Source organism: Streptomyces abyssomicinicus, assembly GCF_008974245.1.
Taxonomy (GTDB): Bacteria; Actinomycetota; Actinomycetes; order Streptomycetales; family Streptomycetaceae; genus Streptomyces; species Streptomyces abyssomicinicus.
Map to the genome: position 1 here is coordinate 1,069,239 of NZ_BBZI01000006.1, position 15,665 is coordinate 1,084,903.

Here is a 15,665-nt window from a genome sequence, read left to right on the forward strand (position 1 = left end):
AAAGGGCCGGTAGGCGTGACTGTGGCATAAGCGAAGGGCTCCTTCACCCCGTATCCCGGCGAAAACATCGAACGTTTGCCGAACACAGCCTCAAAGACACGCCCGAGGAGCCCCGAAAGAGGCCCTCCTGTCCCTTTGGTTCCCACAGACTGGCCGCCGAAGATTGTCCAGTCCGCATACCGCCGGGTACAGTCGCCGCACTGCTCTGGCAGCCCCTGTCGTCGAGGCGAAAGAGAAGTTGGTGGACGAGCGTCACCCGTCGGGGAGCATGACGACCCCGGCCCCGGCCTCCGACTCGACGTCGGCGCCCTATCCGGCGTACGGCACGTCCGAGGCCTATTACGCGGACTTCACCCAGTACGACGGCCAGGTCTCCCAGGACTACGGCACCGGTTCCTACGACACCGGTACCCAGCACGGCGGCGGATACGACACCGGCTCCTTCGATACCGGTTCGTACCCGAGCGGTTCCTACGACGCCACCGGCTGGACCGACCCGTCGATGACCGCCCAGTACACCGGTGACGGCTACGGGCAGACGTCCTCCTACGACAGCGGCCAGTGGGACATGGGCTCCCAGTACGACGGGTACGCCGCCCAGTTCTACGCGGACCAGCACTACGCGGCCCAGGACACCGGCTCCTTCGACACCGCCGCCTGGAACACGGCCGAGATCCCCGCGCAGGCCACCGACGGCCCGGACGGCGCCGGCGAGTGGAACTGGAACGGACAGGACTCCGACACCGGCTCCTACGACGCCACCGCCTGGAACTCCGCCGAGGGCGACGGCTCCCCCGCACACGACGGCGAGGACGCCCACGACCGGCGCGGGTCCGCCGACGGTCACCGTGAGGACGCGGACGCCGCCGAACACGACGGGGCGAGAGGCCACGGCGACGAGGCCGACGACCGGCCCGGCTTCCTGGACGACCAGGACGTGGCCCTTCCCCACACCTCCCGCTCCGCGGGCCGCGGCGGCCGCCGCCGCACCCCCGCCCGCCGCTCCGCCCTGCTGACCGTCGCGGTCCCCTCCGTCTGTGTGATGGGCGTGGCGGGTGTCGCCGCCGCCTCGGTGGGCGGCTCGGTCGAGGAGACCACCACCCAGGCCGCGTCGGACGCCCAGCCGGTGAAGCCCTCGGCCGCCAACGACAAGATCTCCGCCCAGTTCAGCGAAGTGACCGTCGCGGCAGCCGACTTCGGCGACCGCGCCAGCCGCGAACAGGAGCGGATCGACCTCGAGGCGCAGCGCGACGCCGAGATCCGGAGGGCGGCGGAGGAAGCCGCCAAGAAGGAACGGCTGCGCCCCAAGTTCGCCAGCCCGGTCGCCCAGCGCGGCCTCAGCGCCTACTACGGCGCCGCCGGCGTCAACTGGATGTCGGCTCACACGGGCATCGACTTCCCCGTCTCCTTCGGCACGCCGGTCATGGCGGCGACCGACGGCACCGTGCGCACCCAGATCAACGGCGCGTACGGCAACATGATGATCGTGACCGCCAAGGACGGCACGGAGACCTGGTACTGCCACCTCTCCGCGTACAAGCTGGCCGACGGCATGTCCGTGAAGGCCGGCGAGACGATCGCCTACTCGGGCAACTCGGGCAACTCCACGGGTCCTCACCTGCACTTCGAGGTGCGTCCGGGCGGCGGCGGAGCGGTCGACCCGCTCGCCTGGCTGCGCAGCCACGGCATCGACCCGACCTGACCCGGCCCGACCTCACCGACCGGACTCCGCCCGGCCGGCTGACCTGGCTCGCGCCAACGAACCCGACCGCCCGGCCGACTTGGCCTGTCCCGGCTCGGCCCCGCCGACCTGGCCAAGCCCGACGAGCGCGCCCGACCGCCCGGCTGACGTCCCCTGCCCTGCATCGGTCCGGTGACCCGACCGTCCGGCGGGTCCCGGCCCGGCTCGGCCCCACTGACCTGCCCAGTGCCGACGAGCGCGCCCGACCGGCCGGCTGACCTCGCCCGACCCGACTCTGCCCAACGGCCCGACCCGGTCTGACCTGGCTCGGCCCCGCCGACCTGGCTCGCGTCGGCGAACCCGACCGCACCGCGCGGCCGACCTCGCCCGACCCGGCTCGGCCCACTGACCCGACCGTCCGGCCGACCGGGCTCGGCCTGGCAACCCGGCCCGGCCCGGCCGACCGCCCCTTGACCGGCCTGCCCCGACTGACCCCGGCCCGGACTGACCCCGGCCCGGACGGAACCCGGTCTCGGCCGATTGCCACGACTGCCCCCGGCTGATCCTGCCTGGCCCGGTCTCGACGGTCTGGTCGCCTGACCCGCCCGCCGGGTCCGCGGGCCCTCCACGACCATGAGGTCCTGGAGGGCCTCCGTCGTCCTAGAGCTTCTCCACCGGCGCGTACCGCAACAACAACCGCTTCGGGCTTCCGTCGCCGAAGTCGATCGTCGCCTGGGCCTTGTCCCCCTCGCCCGCCACGCCGACCACCGTGCCGAGCCCGAACTGGTCGTGGGTGACCCGGTCGCCGACGGACAGCGCGGCCACCGGCCGGTCCCCCGCCCGCCGGGTGGCGAAACCGGAGCCGCCCCCGGCGGAGGAACGCGACCGCGTGGACGACAGCGTCGCCGCCACACCCGCCGCGGGACCCGCCGCGAAACCGCCCGGCGAGGAGCTGCCCTTGCGCTTCCAGTCGAGGTACGTCTCCGGGATCTCCTCGAGGAACCGCGACTGGGGGTTGTACGCCGGCTGCCCCCACGCGCTGCGCAGCGCCGCCCGCGTCAGGTACAGCCGCTCGCGGGCGCGGGTGATGCCGACATACGCCAGCCGCCGCTCCTCCTCCAGCTCCTTGACCTGGCCGAGCGCCCGCATGTGCGGGAAGACGCCGTCCTCCATGCCGGTCAGGAAGACCACCGGGAACTCCAGCCCCTTGGCGGTGTGCAGCGTCATCAGAGTGATGACGCCGTTGCCGTCCTCCTCGTCGGGGATCTGGTCGGAGTCGGCGACCAGCGCGACCCGCTCGAGGAAGTCGGCGAGCGAGGACCCGCTCTCCGCCTCCGCGTTCTCCTGCTCGAACTCCAGGGCCACCGCGGCGAGCTCCTGGAGGTTCTCGATGCGCGTCTCGTCCTGCGGGTCGGTGGACGCCTGGAGCTCGGCGAGATACCCGGTGCGCTCCAGCACGGCCTCCAGGACCGTGGCCGGACCGGCGCCGGACTCCGCGACCGTCCGCAGGTCCTCCATCAGCGTGTTGAACCGCTTGACCGCGTTGGTCGAGCGGGCCGCCATGCCGTACGCCTCGTCGACACGGACCAGCGCCTGCGGGAAGCTGATCCGCTCCCGGCGGGCCAGCGCCTCGATCATCGCCTCGGCACGGTCGCCGATCCCGCGCTTGGGCACGTTGAGGATGCGGCGCAGCGGCACCGCGTCCTCCGGGTTGGCGAGCACCCGCAGGTAGGAGAGGACGTCCCGGACCTCCTTGCGCTCGTAGAAGCGCACGCCGCCGACGACCTTGTACGGCAGGCCGACCCGGATGAAGACCTCTTCGAAGACACGGGACTGCGCGTTGGTCCGGTAGAAGACCGCGACGTCGCCCGGCTTGGCGTCGCCCGCGTCGGTGAGGCGGTCTATCTCGTCGGCGACGAACTGCGCCTCGTCGTGCTCGTTGTCCGCGACGTAACCGGTGATCCGGGCGCCCGCGCCGGCGTTGGTCCACAGGTTCTTCGGCCTGCGGGACTCGTTGCGCTCGATGACGGCGTTGGCGGCGCTCAGGATGGTCTGGGTGGAGCGGTAGTTCTGCTCCAGCAGGATCGTCGTGGCGTCCGGGTAGTCCTCCTCGAAGTCGAGGATGTTCCGGATCGTCGCGCCGCGGAATGCGTAGATCGACTGGTCGGCGTCACCGACCACGCACAGCTCGGCCGGGGGCACGTCCTCGGGAGCGGGCGGCACGTCCTCGTCCCGCATCTCCGAGGCGCCGCCGACCAGCTCGCGCACCAGCGCGTACTGGGCGTGGTTGGTGTCCTGGTACTCGTCGACCAGGACATGCCGGAAGCGGCGGCGGTAGTGCTCGGCCACGTCCGGGAAGGCCCGGAACAGGTTGACCGTCGTCATGATCAGGTCGTCGAAGTCCAGCGCGTTCGCCTCGCGGAGGCGGGACTGGTACATCGCGTAGGCCTGGGCGAGGGTCTTCTCGAAGCCGTCGGCCGCCTGCGCGGCGAAGTCCTCCTCGTCGATCAGCTCGTTCTTCAGGTTGGAGATCTTGGCGCTGAACGACTTGGGCGGGAACCGCTTCGGGTCCAGGTCCAGGTCGCGGCAGACCAGCGCCATCAGCCGCTTGCTGTCGGCGGCGTCGTAGATCGAGAAGGACGAGGTGAAGCCGAGGCGCTTGCTCTCACGGCGCAGGATGCGGACGCAGGCGCTGTGGAACGTCATCACCCACATGGCGGCGGCACGAGGCCCCACCAGCTGCTCGACCCGCTCCTTCATCTCCCCGGCGGCCTTGTTGGTGAAGGTGATCGCCAGGATCTCGCCGGGGTGCACGCCACGCTCGGCGAGGAGGTACGCGATGCGGTGGGTGAGCACCCGGGTCTTGCCGGAACCGGCTCCGGCCACGATGAGCAGCGGGGACCCGGCGTGCGTCACCGCGTCCCGCTGGTTCTCGTTCAGCCCGTCCAGCAGGGCGGCGCCGCTCAGCGCGGGGCGCGGGGCACCGTCCCGGTAGTAGGCGTCCCTGGCCGGGGGCACGTCGAAGCGGCCCGCGAACAGGTCGTCCGGGATCGGCTCCGGAGCGTGCTCGCCGTACTCGTCCTCGGGCGGCGGCGGCTCCTCGTCGTAGGCCGGAGGGGCCTGGAGGCTCGCCAGGTAGCTTTCGTCAAAGAGGCTGCTCATCGCCCTCCGAGTCTAGGTGCCTCCACCGACACCCGCGGCCGCTGTCCGAAACCCGCGCGGACCGGGGAGCGAACCGGCGGGCGGGGCGACGGACGCCGGAGGACGAGGCGGCGGACGAGGCGGGACAGGCGTTCTCCGCACACCGGTAGAATTGGGCGGACAGACCCACACCCTGACGCCGGAAGGCCCCCCGTGTCATCAGCGCCCACCGCTGCGTCCGCCGCCCCCGACACCGTCCTGGTCGTCGACTTCGGTGCGCAGTACGCCCAGCTCATCGCCCGCCGCGTCCGCGAGGCCCGGGTCTACAGCGAGATCGTGCCGAGCACCATGCCGGTCGAGGAGATCCTCGCCAAGAACCCGGCGGCGATCATCCTCTCCGGCGGCCCCTCGTCCGTGTACGAGCCGGGTGCGCCGACCCTGGACCGCGCCCTCTTCGAGGCCGGCGTCCCCGTCTTCGGCATGTGCTACGGCTTCCAGCTGATGGCGCGGCTGCTGGGCGGCCAGGTCGACAACACGGGTGCCCGTGAGTACGGCCGCACCCAGCTCCACGTGAGCCGGTCGGGCTCCACCCTCTTCGAGGGCACCCCCGACGAGCAGCCCGTGTGGATGTCGCACGGCGACGCCTGCTCCGCCGCCCCCGAGGGCTTCGAGGTCACGGCCTCCACCGACGTGGTGCCGGTCGCCGCCTTCGAGAACGACGCCAAGAAGCTGTACGGCGTGCAGCACCACCCCGAGGTGATGCACTCCACGTTCGGCCAGCAGGTTCTCGAGCACTTCCTGTACCGGGGCGCGGGCCTGCAGCCCACCTGGACCACCGGCAACGTCATCGAGGAGCAGGTCTCCGCGATCCGCGAGATGGTCGGCAGCAAGCGCGCCATCTGCGGCCTGTCCGGCGGCGTGGACTCCGCGGTCGCCGCGGCGCTGGTCCAGAAGGCCATCGGCAAGCAGCTCACCTGCGTCTACGTCGACCACGGCCTGATGCGCAAGGGCGAGACCGAGCAGGTCGAGAAGGACTTCGTCGCCGCCACCGGCGTGGAGCTCAAGGTCGTCGACGCCGAGGAGCGGTTCCTGACCGCGCTCGCGGGCGTCAGCGACCCGGAGGAGAAGCGCAAGATCATCGGGCGCGAGTTCATCCGCGTCTTCGAGCAGGCGCAGGCCGAGATCGTCGCCGAGGCGCCGGGCGACCAGCCCGTCGAGTTCCTGGTCCAGGGCACCCTGTACCCGGACGTCGTCGAGTCCGGGGGCGGTACCGGCACGGCCAACATCAAGTCCCACCACAACGTGGGCGGCCTGCCGGAGGACCTCGAGTTCAAGCTGATCGAGCCGCTGCGCCAGCTGTTCAAGGACGAGGTCCGGATGGTCGGCCAGGAGCTCGGCCTGCCGGAGGAGATCGTCCAGCGCCAGCCGTTCCCCGGCCCCGGTCTCGGAATCCGCATCGTCGGCGAGGTCACCAAGGAGCGCCTGGACCTGCTGCGCGAGGCCGACGCCATCGCCCGCGAGGAGCTCACCGCGGCCGGTCAGGACAGCCTGATCTGGCAGTGCCCGGTGGTCCTGCTCGCGGACGTCCGCAGCGTCGGCGTCCAGGGCGACGGCCGCACCTACGGCCACCCGATCGTGCTGCGCCCGGTCTCGTCCGAGGACGCCATGACGGCCGACTGGTCGCGCCTGCCGTACGAGGTGCTGGAGAAGATCTCCACCCGCATCACCAACGAGGTGCGCGACGTCAACCGTGTGGTGCTGGACGTGACGTCCAAGCCGCCGGGCACCATCGAGTGGGAGTGACCTCTCCCACCACCGCGTGACGCGCGTGCCGTGCGTGCCGCGCGGATGAACGCGGACGAAGGGGCGCCGTCCGGATCTTCCGGACGGCGCCCCTTCGGCGTGTCCGTCACGTGCGCCCGGTCCGTCACGTCTGGCTGGTCAGGTACGCCTCACCGAGCGGAGTTCCGCTCCCGGCGTCCAGGTCTGCACGACCATGTACTCGTCGTTCTCCACGGAAACCCGCACCACCTCCGTGAGGTCGACGCGGAACAGGTGGAAGCCGTCCGGGTCGGGCGGGGAGACGTGTCCCACATACCGCGCTCGGGCCTCGCCGTCCTCGACCGGGACAGCGCGCCCGGCGATCCGCACGTCACCGCCGCCCATCCCCGTGCCCGGCCCGGGGTTGGCCTGCAGATTGAAGCGGGGGTCGCGCAGCAGATCCAGCGCCTTCAGCGAGCCGGGCATCATGCCCAGCCACAGGTCCCCGTCCAGGAACCGCACCTCGATGCCGGTGGTGCGGGGTGATCCGTCCCTGCGGAGGGTGGCCAGGACGTGATGCGTGAAGGCCCCGAACCGCTTCTCGACCACGTCGGCGAGTTCCGGTTCGGCACGGGAGAACGCCGCCCAGTCGGTGATGCTCGTCATGCCCACAGTCTGCTGCCCGGCGGCGGCCGACGGGGTGAGGGCACCGGGGGAGGGCGCGGAAAACCGGGAACCGGACGAGTTCGGCTGCCGTGCGCCCCCGCCCGGGCCGCGCGCCCCCGCCCGGCCGGGCCGGCGCCCCGGCGCCCGCGGGGCATCTGCACGGCACCCCCGCGGCGTGATCGGGCAGCTCGGAGCGGTCCGGGGCCAAGTTTTCCCCGCCGTGACCGAGACCCACGGCCCCTCGGAACGGTTGTGAAGGGTGAGGTCCCGGTTCCGCCCCCTGCCCCGGCGTACGCCCGGTGCGAGAGGGCCCCGGAGACCGGACGGGGTGGAAAGTACGGCACAATTCCCCTACGCGGTAGCGGAGTTGCCGCTGTGACGATCAGTGCGGGAAGGCGGACACGGCGTGGCGGTGCAGGAGGCGAGGCAGGGCGCCGACGCGGGGAAGGACGCCCACGGGGGCGGCTGCACGTGCGGCGACTGCCCGCACGGCGCGCGGGCGGGACACCGGAAGGCCGTGGCGGCCTTCCTCCACCAGCGGGACGAGTTCGCCGCGGGGAAGGGGTTGCCGGCCGCGGTCGCGCACTCGGCCTCCGCCTCCCGGCAGTGGGTTTCCGACGAGCTCACCCAGTCCGCCACCGAGGTGGCCGAACGCAGCCGCGCCGAGGGGCAGGCCTGGCTGGCCCGGCTCTGGAGGATCACCCTCTACGCCGTGTGGGGCGCTGTGGTGCTGCTCCTGCTGGTACAGGCGCTCACCGCGATCGGCGCCGGCTGGACCCCGGCGCGCACGGCCGGGCTGCTCGCCGCCCTGGTGACGGGCGCCGCCCTGTCCGCCGCCTCCTGGTACCACCGTGAGCGCGGCGGCGTACTCGCCCCGGTGATCGGTGAGGACAACCGCCTCTCCACCTCCCGCGCGGTGGCCACCGCCTGGGTGCTGTTCACCGCGTTCGCGGTGCTGACCCTGGCCGGCCAGCTGGCCGCCGCCTCCGGCCACCGGGAGCGCGACTCACTGATCGCGGGCCTGGACCTCGCCCGGGGCGCGGGCATGGTGACGGTGCTGGCCGTGGTCTGCGCCATCGCGGTGCTGGTCCGGCGGGTGGTGAGCCTTCGGGTGCACGGCCAGCGGCTGCAGAAGGTCCGTGCCGACCGCCCGCGCGCCGCCGACCTGCTGACCGACGACTCCGGGCGGGGCAGCTTCGCCGACATCCAGTACGTGGTGATCTCCGCCGTGGCGCTGGTCTTCGGCCTGGTCCGGCTCGCCCGCCGCCCGGAGCAGCTGCCCGACCTGCCGTGGGGGCTGGCCGTGGTGGTGCTGGTCTCCGCGGCGACGTACCTGGCCGGCAAGTACGCGGAGGGCGGCCGCCCGGTCGTCCTCTCCGTGGTGCGGGCCCGCGAGGCCGGCGACCTGGACGGGCCGATCCGCACCGGTGACGACATCGAGATCCGTGGCGCGGGGTTCGTGCCCCCGGGGGCGCAGAGCGCGGACCGGCTGTCACGGATGGTCGTCCGCATAGGGGCGGTCAACGTCCACGTCCCGCTGGTCCCCGTCACCGGCGGCTTCAGCAACCCCTCGGACACGGTGCTGACGGTGCCGGTCCCGGCCGAGGTCGAACCGGGCCGGGTGGAGGTGCAGGTGGTGACCGCGGCGGGGCTGGAGACCAACCGGATGGTCGTCGACATCACCGAGTGACGTCACGTCACGGCGCACGTAGGCTGTCCCCCGAATTGGTTGACGGATAAACCGACCTGCGGGAAAGGCGGCCACGGTCATGGCGGTCACCACCACCGGGGCCACCCGGACGTCCGGCCCGAGGGAGGCCGCCGCACGCTTCGCGCTGCTCCCCCTGCGGGTCTTCCTCGGCGTCACCTTCCTCTACGCGGGCCTGCACAAGCTCACCGACTCCGCCTTCCTGGAGGAGTCCGGCCCCGGCTCCATCGGCGGGCAGATGGAGGCGGTCCGCGACGCCTCCGCCGTCCCCGCCTTGGTCGACCTCGGGCTGCACGCCCCCGTCGCCTTCGGTCTCGCCATCGCCCTGGGAGAGCTGGCCGTCGGCCTCGGCGCCCTCCTCGGCCTCCTCACCCGCGTGGCGGCGACCGGGGGCGCGCTCATCTCGCTGAGCCTGTGGCTGACGATGAGCTGGACCGCGGAGCCGTACTACCTCGGCAACGACCTGCCGTACCTGATGGCGTGGACACCGCTGATCCTGGCCGGCGGCGGCGCGCTCTCCCTCGACGCGGCGTGGCGCGCGCGGCGGGCCGGCCGGACGGCGGGGGCGGCGGGCGACTCGACCACCGTCTGAGGCCCTCGCCACGGACGGACCCACACCCTCCGCGAACCGCCTCCGCGCTCGCGCACCACCACCGCGCTCCCGCACGCCCCTGCGCCACGGAACGTCACTGCGCTACCGAACGCCGCCACGCCATCACGATCGGCCACGTTTTTACGAAGGTCACAAAAACGTATCGGGCATAACGCACACCGTCCTTCACACGGACACCACGGGTTGGCTAACGTGCCGCGCGGGCCGTCCGATCCCGACCGGCGAACCTCGCCGGTCCGCGCGGCCCCCGCCGAGTCCGGTGCCGTGCCGGAGCCGGGGACCCGCGCGCACCACCTGGGGTGAATCGATCCGGCCCCGCCGGACCGTAGGGCAACCCTTCCGGAAGTCCCGCCCGAACCCGACAGCTAACCCGGTAGGCGGGAGACGGAAGGAGTCGCCGCCTTGGCGTCGCACCGAAAACCCCGCCCCACGGGCCTGCTCGCGGGCATACGCACCCCCGCACTGGCGACCGTCGCCCTCACCTCCGTGGCCCTGCTGACCCAGACCGCCCAGGCCGCGCCCGCCGACCGTCCGAGCCTCGAAGAGATCCAGAAGAAGGTCGACACCCTCTACCGCGAGGCCGAGGCGGCCACCGAGAAGTACAACTCGGCCAAGGAGCAGAGCGAGCAGCAGCGCGGGGAGCTCGACAAGCTGCTCGACGACGTCGCCGAGCGCACCGAGGAGCTGAACGAGGCCCGCGAGAGACTCGGTTCCTACGCCGCCGCCCAGTACCGCTCCGGCACCGCCCTCCCCGACACCGCGACCTTCCTCCTCGCCGACGCGCCCCAGGACTACTTCGACCAGGCGCAGCTGATGGACCGCCTGACGGGCCGCCAGAAGGACGCCGTCGACGACTTCGTGGAGCGGCAGGCCGCCACCTCCGAGAAGCGGCAGGAGGCCACCGAGAGCCTGGAGACGCTGAGCTCCTCCGAGGAGGAGCTGCGCACCAGCAAGGCGACCGTCCAGAAGAAGCTGACCGACGCCCGGGAACTGCTGGCCGAGCTGACCGCCGAGGAGAAGGCGCGGCTCGCCGAGATCGAGCGGCAGAAGGAGGAGGAGGCCCGCCGGAAGGCGGAGGAGCTCGCCCGTCAGCAGGCCGCCGACGAGAAGGCCCGCCAGGAGGCGGCCGCCGAGCAGGAGGCCGAGGAGGCCGCCGGCGGCGGGAGCGGCACGGGCGGCGGCTCCGGGACGGGAGGGGGCACGGACGCCTCCGCCACACAGGGCCAGAAGGCGGTCGCGTTCGCCGAGGCCCGGATCGGCCTTCCCTACGTCTGGGGCGCCACCGGCCCGGACTCCTACGACTGCTCCGGTCTCACCCAGGCGGCCTGGAAGGCCGCAGGCGTGGACCTGCCCCGCACCACCTACGACCAGGTGAACGCCGGCACCACCGTCCCGGTCTCCGAGGCCAAGCCGGGCGACCTGGTCTTCTTCTACGACGACGTCACCCACGTGGGCATCTACATCGGCGAGGGCATGATGATCCACGCCCCGAAGCCCGGTACGTACGTCCGCGAGGAGTCCATCTACTACGACGGCGAGGGCTCCATCCACAGCATCGTGCGCCCCGCCTGACCGGTCCCGGCACCAGCCCCGACCCCGGCACCGACTCGGCCCGACCTCGGCTTCGGCTTCGGCTTCGGCAACGTCGGAACGCGGGACGGAAGACGACGACGGCCCGCACGCCTCGAGCGTGCGGGCCGTCGCGCGTGCGTCAGCGCGGCCGGGTCACTTCCACAGCACCGCGATGAAGATGTTCACCGTGGTCAGTGCACCCACCAGGGCGAACTGCCCCTTGGACACCCGCTCCTCGTCCCGCTTCACGTAGACCAGGCCGAGAATCACGATCAGCAGCAGCAGCTTGACGCCGATCTTGATGTGGTTGACCGAGCCGCCCTGCGCCTCGTTGAGACCGACCAGGACGATGCCGGTGACCAGCATGGTGAGGGCGCCGTGCAGCATGCCCGGGGTGAAGCGGGCGGTGCCCTGACCGATGGCCTTCATCTGGTGGAAGAAACCGCCGAGCAGGGCGGCGATACCGATGATGTGAAGACCGACGAAGATGTGCAGGAGTACGTCCATGCCGGGGAGCCTAGCCACCGCGCCTCCCCGCCCCGGAGGCGGGCCGCCGCGTAGCATCCCGGCCGTCACATACGCCCCGGAAGTGCACATTCGGTCACTCCGTCACACCAAACCGTCACGACCGGACCACCAGGGAGTAATACCTCGAGCCGTAGTGACCCTTTGCGTTCAGCTGCACACAAACCGTTACCGGACGGTGACGTACCGGATTAGCGTCCTCCCCCAGGTGACCGGCTCCCCTCATGTCGTCCTGATCAGGACGGCGTCGGCCACCGACCGAAGGTCCGGCGGTGGCCTGCCTCCCCTGTGCAGGCCACCGCCGGATGTGTGACCGCCCCTGCCCGGCGGCGGGACGTACGGAAGGACGTGGACTCCACGTGGCATCGCACCGCAAGCCCCCACAGCACAGGCGGAGCGGCAGCAGGGCCCGCGCACTGCTCACCGCGGTACTCGCGGGAGCGGCGGCGTCGGCGGGACTCGACGGAGTCGGACACGCGGCGCCCAAGCCGACGCCGGAGCAGGTCAGGGAAGAGGTCGACAAGCTCTACCGGGAGGCCGAGGCGGCCACCGAGAAGTACAACGGGGCCAAGGAGAAGACGGAGGCCGCCGAACGCCGGGTGGACAAGCTGCAGGACGAGGCCGCCCGGCGGACCGAGGAGCTGAACACCGCTCGCGAGGCCCTGGGTTCGGCCGCCGCCGCGCAGTACCGCTCCGGCAACGGCCTCGGCCCCGCCATGCAGCTGGCGCTCTCCTCCGACCCCGACCGCTTCCTGCGCGACGCCGGCCTCGCCGAGCGCGCCGGAGCCCTGCAGGCCACCGAGATCGCCTCCGTGGCACGGCAGATCCGCGAGCTGGACGAGGTGCGCCAGGAGGCCCGGACCGAACTGGAGGAACTGGAGGTCCAGCAGGAGCGGGCACAGCGGCACAAGAAGACCGTCACCGGGAAGCTGGCCGAGGCCCGCCGGCTGCTCTCCCGCCTCACCGCCGAGGAACGCGCCCGGCTCGCCGCCGAGTCCGGTGGCGGGAGCGCCGAGGCTCCACCGGCCCGGCCCGGAGGAACCGGCGGGGCGAAGAGCTCCTCGGGCAAGATCTCCGCGCCCAACTCCCGGGCGTCCGCCGCGGTCTCGTACGCGCAGCGGAAGCTGGGCAGCCCCTACGTCTGGGGCGCCACCGGCCCCAACGCCTTCGACTGTTCAGGTCTCGTCCAGGCCGCCTACCGTTCCGCGGGCGTGTCCCTCCCGCGCACCACCTACGCACAGATCGGCGCGGGACAGCGCGTTTCCCGGTCCCAGCTCCGCCCGGGCGACCTGGTCTTCTTCTACCCCGGCGTCACCCACGTGGGCATGTACATCGGCGACGGCAAGATGATCCACGCACCCAACCCCTCCGCCCCGGTCCGCGTCGCCCCGGTCGACGAGATGCCCTTCGCCGGAGCGACACGGGTGGTGTGACGGATCCCGGACACCCCCGCCCAGCCGGACACACGGAGCCGTGGACCCATGGACCGGGCGGACACACGGACCCGTCGCCCCCGGGCGGACACACGGACCGGTGGACCAGGCGGACACGCGGCCCGAACGCACCGCAAGGACCGGGTGGACGGGCGGACAGCCGACAGGCGGACAGGCGGACAGGACGCCCCCGCAGAGGTCAGGCGGACGCACGGGTGCAAACGCCCCGCACGGAGCGGACGCGCCCCATGGACCCAACGCCCCGCACGGACCGGACGCACCGTCCCGGCCGCGCGCGGGCGCTCCCTCACACCAGCCGTCGGGCCGTGGCCCAGCGGGTCAGCTCGTGCCGGTTGGAGAGCTGGAGCTTGCGCAGGACCGCCGAGACATGGGACTCCACCGTCTTCACGGAGATGAAGAGCTGCTTGGCGATCTCCTTGTAGGCGTAGCCCCGCGCGATCAGCCGGAGCACCTCCCGCTCCCGCTGCGTGAGGCGGTCCATGTCCTCGTCCACCGGCGGGGCGTCGGTCGAGGCGAAGGCGTCGAGGACGAAACCCGCCAGGCGGGGTGAGAAGACCGCGTCGCCGTCCTGCACCCGGAAGACCGAGTCGACCAGGTCGTTCCCGGTGATCGTCTTGGTGACGTATCCACGGGCCCCACCACGGATGACGCCGATCACGTCCTCCGCCGCGTCGGAGACCGAGAGGGCGAGGAACCGCACCGGCCGCTCGGGGTCGGCCGCCAGTCCCGCGCACCGGCGGAGCACCTCGACACCGCCTCCGCCCGGCAGGTGCACGTCGAGCAGGACGACCTCGGGCCGGGTCGCGGTGATCACCTCCACCGCCTGGTCGACGTCGGCCGCCTCGCCCACCACCTCGACGCCGGTGCGTTCCGTCTCGCCGATCTCCGCGCGCACCCCGGTGCGGAACATGCGGTGGTCGTCGACGAGCACGACCCTCACCCGGCGCTCGGCTCCAGGCGTTCCCCCCGTGCCGGCCGTCCCGCTGCCCGTGCCCTCGGCACCGGTGGCTCCGGTCGCGTCGCTCATGACGTCCTCTCCGCCCTCTCCATCTCCAGCTCGACCTCGGTGCCCCCGTCGGGCACGGCCCGGACACGGGCCGTGCCGCCGTTGCGCTCCATGCGGCCGATGATCGACTCCCGGACACCCATCCGGTCGGCGGGTATCGCGTCCAGGTCGAAGCCGGGGCCCCGGTCACGAACCGACACGAACACCGACCGCCCCTCCACCTCGGCATAGACCTGCACCGGCCCGCCCTCGCCACCGTACTTGGCGGCGTTCACCATGGCTTCCCGGGCGGCCTGGATCTGGGCACCGAGTTTCTCGTCGAGCGGGCAGTCTCCGACCACCACGACCTCCAGGGGGACGCCGTGCTTGTCCTCCACCTCTGCCGCGGTGCTCCGGACCGCCTCGGCGAGCGTCTCCGGCTCGGCCTCCTCGTCCTTGCCGGACCCCTCCGGCCGGTACAGCCAGGCGCGCAGCTCACGCTCCTGGGCACGGGCCAACCGGCGCACCTCGCCCGGGCTGTCGGCGTTGCGCTGGATCAGCGTCAGCGTGTGCAGCACCGAGTCGTGGACGTGGGCGGCCACCTCGGCCCGCTCCTGGGCGCGGATGCGCATCAGCCGTTCCGCCGACAGGTCCTGCGTCATCCGCACCAGATAGGGACCGGCGAGCAGGGCCACCCCGACCAGGACGGCCAGCGCGGCCTGGAGCACCGAACCGAGATGGGCGGCAGACCCCTGAAGGACGAACATGCCGGACACTCCGGCCGTCACCAGCAGGACGCCGGCCCCGGCACGGGCAAGCGTCACCGTCCGCCGGCGGCGGCCCACCTCCATCCAGCGGGCCCGCCGGGCGTTGTCCGCCTGCCGCCACACCAGGGCCACACCCGCCCCGACCAGCACCGCCGGCCAGAGGTACGCCCGGGCGACGCCACCGAGATCCATGCTGCCCACGAAGATCAGGGCGACCACGACCATCAGCAGCAGGGCGACCAGCTGCCCCCTGTCCGGCTTCCGCGCCACCAGCCGGCGCGGCGAGGCTGCCCCCTGGGGCCTGGTGGGCCCGGTCGACCTCGATGCCTCTGACACTCCCGTCCCTACCGCACCGGACGCCCCCGAATCCCCCGACGGGGCCGGCGGCGACTGCTTGCGGCCGTCCACGGCCCCGACACCGCCGACGCCCAGCGGCACGAAGAACCAGAAGGCCGCGTACAACAGGGCACCCAGCCCTTGCGCGACGAACAGGCCCACGAAGACGAGGCGGACCCACGCCACGGGCAGGCCCAGGTGTCCGGCGAGCCCCCGCGCCACGCCCCCGAGCCAGCGTCCGTCGCCGCTGCGGTAGAGCTTGCGCGGCGGCCGCGGGTCGTCGAGTGATGCTGCGGCTTCCGGCATGCCACGATCGTCACACGGCGCGCCCTCAGGGTCATCAGGGTTGGCCCCTCAGACAACCCTGATCCGGGCCGCGGCGCGCCTCGAACGATTCCCCCCGCACGGATCGGGGGCGATTTCAGGGTTCTCCCAGGGTCGTTCCGACTCCCGCGA

General features: G+C 72.3%; 11 protein-coding genes and 1 riboswitch. Of the genes, 6 read left to right on the top strand and 5 right to left on the bottom strand.

All coding sequences use genetic code 11. The annotated features are described in order from the left end of the window. Nucleotides 1-268: 268 nt before the first annotated feature. Entirely contained in the window at nt 269-1,702 is a 1,434-nt protein-coding gene (locus GBN72_RS12115; RefSeq protein WP_246212435.1) for a M23 family metallopeptidase, read from the top strand. A 639-nt stretch (nt 1,703-2,341) separates the two neighbouring features. Here the strand turns inward: GBN72_RS12115 and pcrA are convergent. Further along, the gene (pcrA, locus tag GBN72_RS12120; RefSeq protein WP_151771701.1) at nt 2,342-4,843 is read right to left on the bottom strand and encodes a DNA helicase PcrA; all 2,502 of its coding nucleotides are present in this window, start codon (nt 4,841-4,843) and stop codon (nt 2,342-2,344) included. Between the two features lie 192 nt (nt 4,844-5,035). On the opposite strand from pcrA, the gene guaA reads away from it, so the two are divergent. After that, nucleotides 5,036-6,625 carry a glutamine-hydrolyzing GMP synthase gene (guaA, locus tag GBN72_RS12125; protein WP_151771702.1) on the top strand — a complete coding sequence of 530 codons (1,590 nt, stop codon included), beginning with the start codon at nt 5,036-5,038 and terminating at the stop codon, nt 6,623-6,625. A gap of 138 nt (nt 6,626-6,763) precedes the next feature. Here the strand turns inward: guaA and GBN72_RS12130 are convergent, their stop codons facing one another. Then, entirely contained in the window at nt 6,764-7,249 is a 486-nt protein-coding gene (locus tag GBN72_RS12130) for a pyridoxamine 5'-phosphate oxidase family protein (RefSeq protein ID WP_151771703.1), read from the bottom strand. Nucleotides 7,250-7,655: 406 nt separating this feature from the next. On the opposite strand from GBN72_RS12130, the gene GBN72_RS12135 reads away from it, so the two are divergent. The 3 genes from GBN72_RS12135 to GBN72_RS12145 all read left to right on the top strand — a co-directional run bounded on the left by GBN72_RS12135 (nt 7,656) and on the right by GBN72_RS12145 (nt 11,142). Continuing rightward, the gene (locus GBN72_RS12135; RefSeq protein WP_151771704.1) at nt 7,656-8,939 is read left to right on the top strand and encodes a hypothetical protein; all 1,284 of its coding nucleotides are present in this window, start codon (nt 7,656-7,658) and stop codon (nt 8,937-8,939) included. A gap of 79 nt (nt 8,940-9,018) precedes the next feature. Further along, nucleotides 9,019-9,549: a DoxX family membrane protein gene (locus GBN72_RS12140; protein ID WP_151771705.1), complete on the top strand. Its 531-nt coding sequence runs from the start codon at nt 9,019-9,021 to the stop codon at nt 9,547-9,549. A 259-nt stretch (nt 9,550-9,808) separates the two neighbouring features. After that, nucleotides 9,809-9,965: riboswitch (cyclic di-AMP (ydaO/yuaA leader) on the top strand. Nucleotides 9,966-9,972: 7 nt separating this feature from the next. After that, nucleotides 9,973-11,142, top strand: a complete 1,170-nt coding sequence (locus GBN72_RS12145; protein ID WP_151771706.1) for a C40 family peptidase — start codon at nt 9,973-9,975, stop codon at nt 11,140-11,142. 153 nt (nt 11,143-11,295) lie between these two features. Here the strand turns inward: GBN72_RS12145 and GBN72_RS12155 are convergent, their stop codons facing one another. Next, on the bottom strand, nt 11,296-11,649 hold the full coding sequence (locus tag GBN72_RS12155; protein ID WP_151771707.1) for a hypothetical protein: 354 nt from the start codon (nt 11,647-11,649) through the stop codon (nt 11,296-11,298). A gap of 377 nt (nt 11,650-12,026) precedes the next feature. On the opposite strand from GBN72_RS12155, the gene GBN72_RS12160 reads away from it, so the two are divergent. Further along, entirely contained in the window at nt 12,027-13,100 is a 1,074-nt protein-coding gene (locus GBN72_RS12160) for a C40 family peptidase (RefSeq protein WP_246212436.1), read from the top strand. 307 nt (nt 13,101-13,407) lie between these two features. Here the strand turns inward: GBN72_RS12160 and GBN72_RS12165 are convergent, their stop codons facing one another. Together GBN72_RS12165 and GBN72_RS12170 are read right to left on the bottom strand one after the other, a co-directional pair. Then, a complete protein-coding gene (locus tag GBN72_RS12165; protein ID WP_151771709.1) occupies nt 13,408-14,148 on the bottom strand; it encodes a LuxR C-terminal-related transcriptional regulator in 741 nt (246 codons plus the stop codon). Then, complete coding sequence (locus tag GBN72_RS12170) at nt 14,145-15,515, bottom strand: ATP-binding protein (protein ID WP_151771710.1); 1,371 nt, start codon at nt 15,513-15,515, stop codon at nt 14,145-14,147. The genes GBN72_RS12165 and GBN72_RS12170 overlap by 4 nt, the downstream gene beginning before the upstream one ends. Nucleotides 15,516-15,665: the final 150 nt, after the last annotated feature.

Excerpts from the sequence above, each read along its gene's own strand:
- GBN72_RS12115 (WP_246212435.1), top strand. The coding sequence starts at position 269 with ATGACGACCCCGGCCCCGGCCTCCGACTCGACGTCGGCGCCCTATCCG.
- pcrA (WP_151771701.1), bottom strand. The coding sequence starts at position 4,843 with ATGAGCAGCCTCTTTGACGAAAGCTACCTGGCGAGCCTCCAGGCCCCT.
- GBN72_RS12130 (WP_151771703.1), bottom strand. The coding sequence starts at position 7,249 with ATGACGAGCATCACCGACTGGGCGGCGTTCTCCCGTGCCGAACCGGAA.
- GBN72_RS12140 (WP_151771705.1), top strand. The coding sequence starts at position 9,019 with ATGGCGGTCACCACCACCGGGGCCACCCGGACGTCCGGCCCGAGGGAG.
- GBN72_RS12155 (WP_151771707.1), bottom strand. The coding sequence starts at position 11,649 with ATGGACGTACTCCTGCACATCTTCGTCGGTCTTCACATCATCGGTATC.
- GBN72_RS12165 (WP_151771709.1), bottom strand. The coding sequence starts at position 14,148 with ATGAGCGACGCGACCGGAGCCACCGGTGCCGAGGGCACGGGCAGCGGG.
- GBN72_RS12170 (WP_151771710.1), bottom strand. The coding sequence starts at position 15,515 with ATGCCGGAAGCCGCAGCATCACTCGACGACCCGCGGCCGCCGCGCAAG.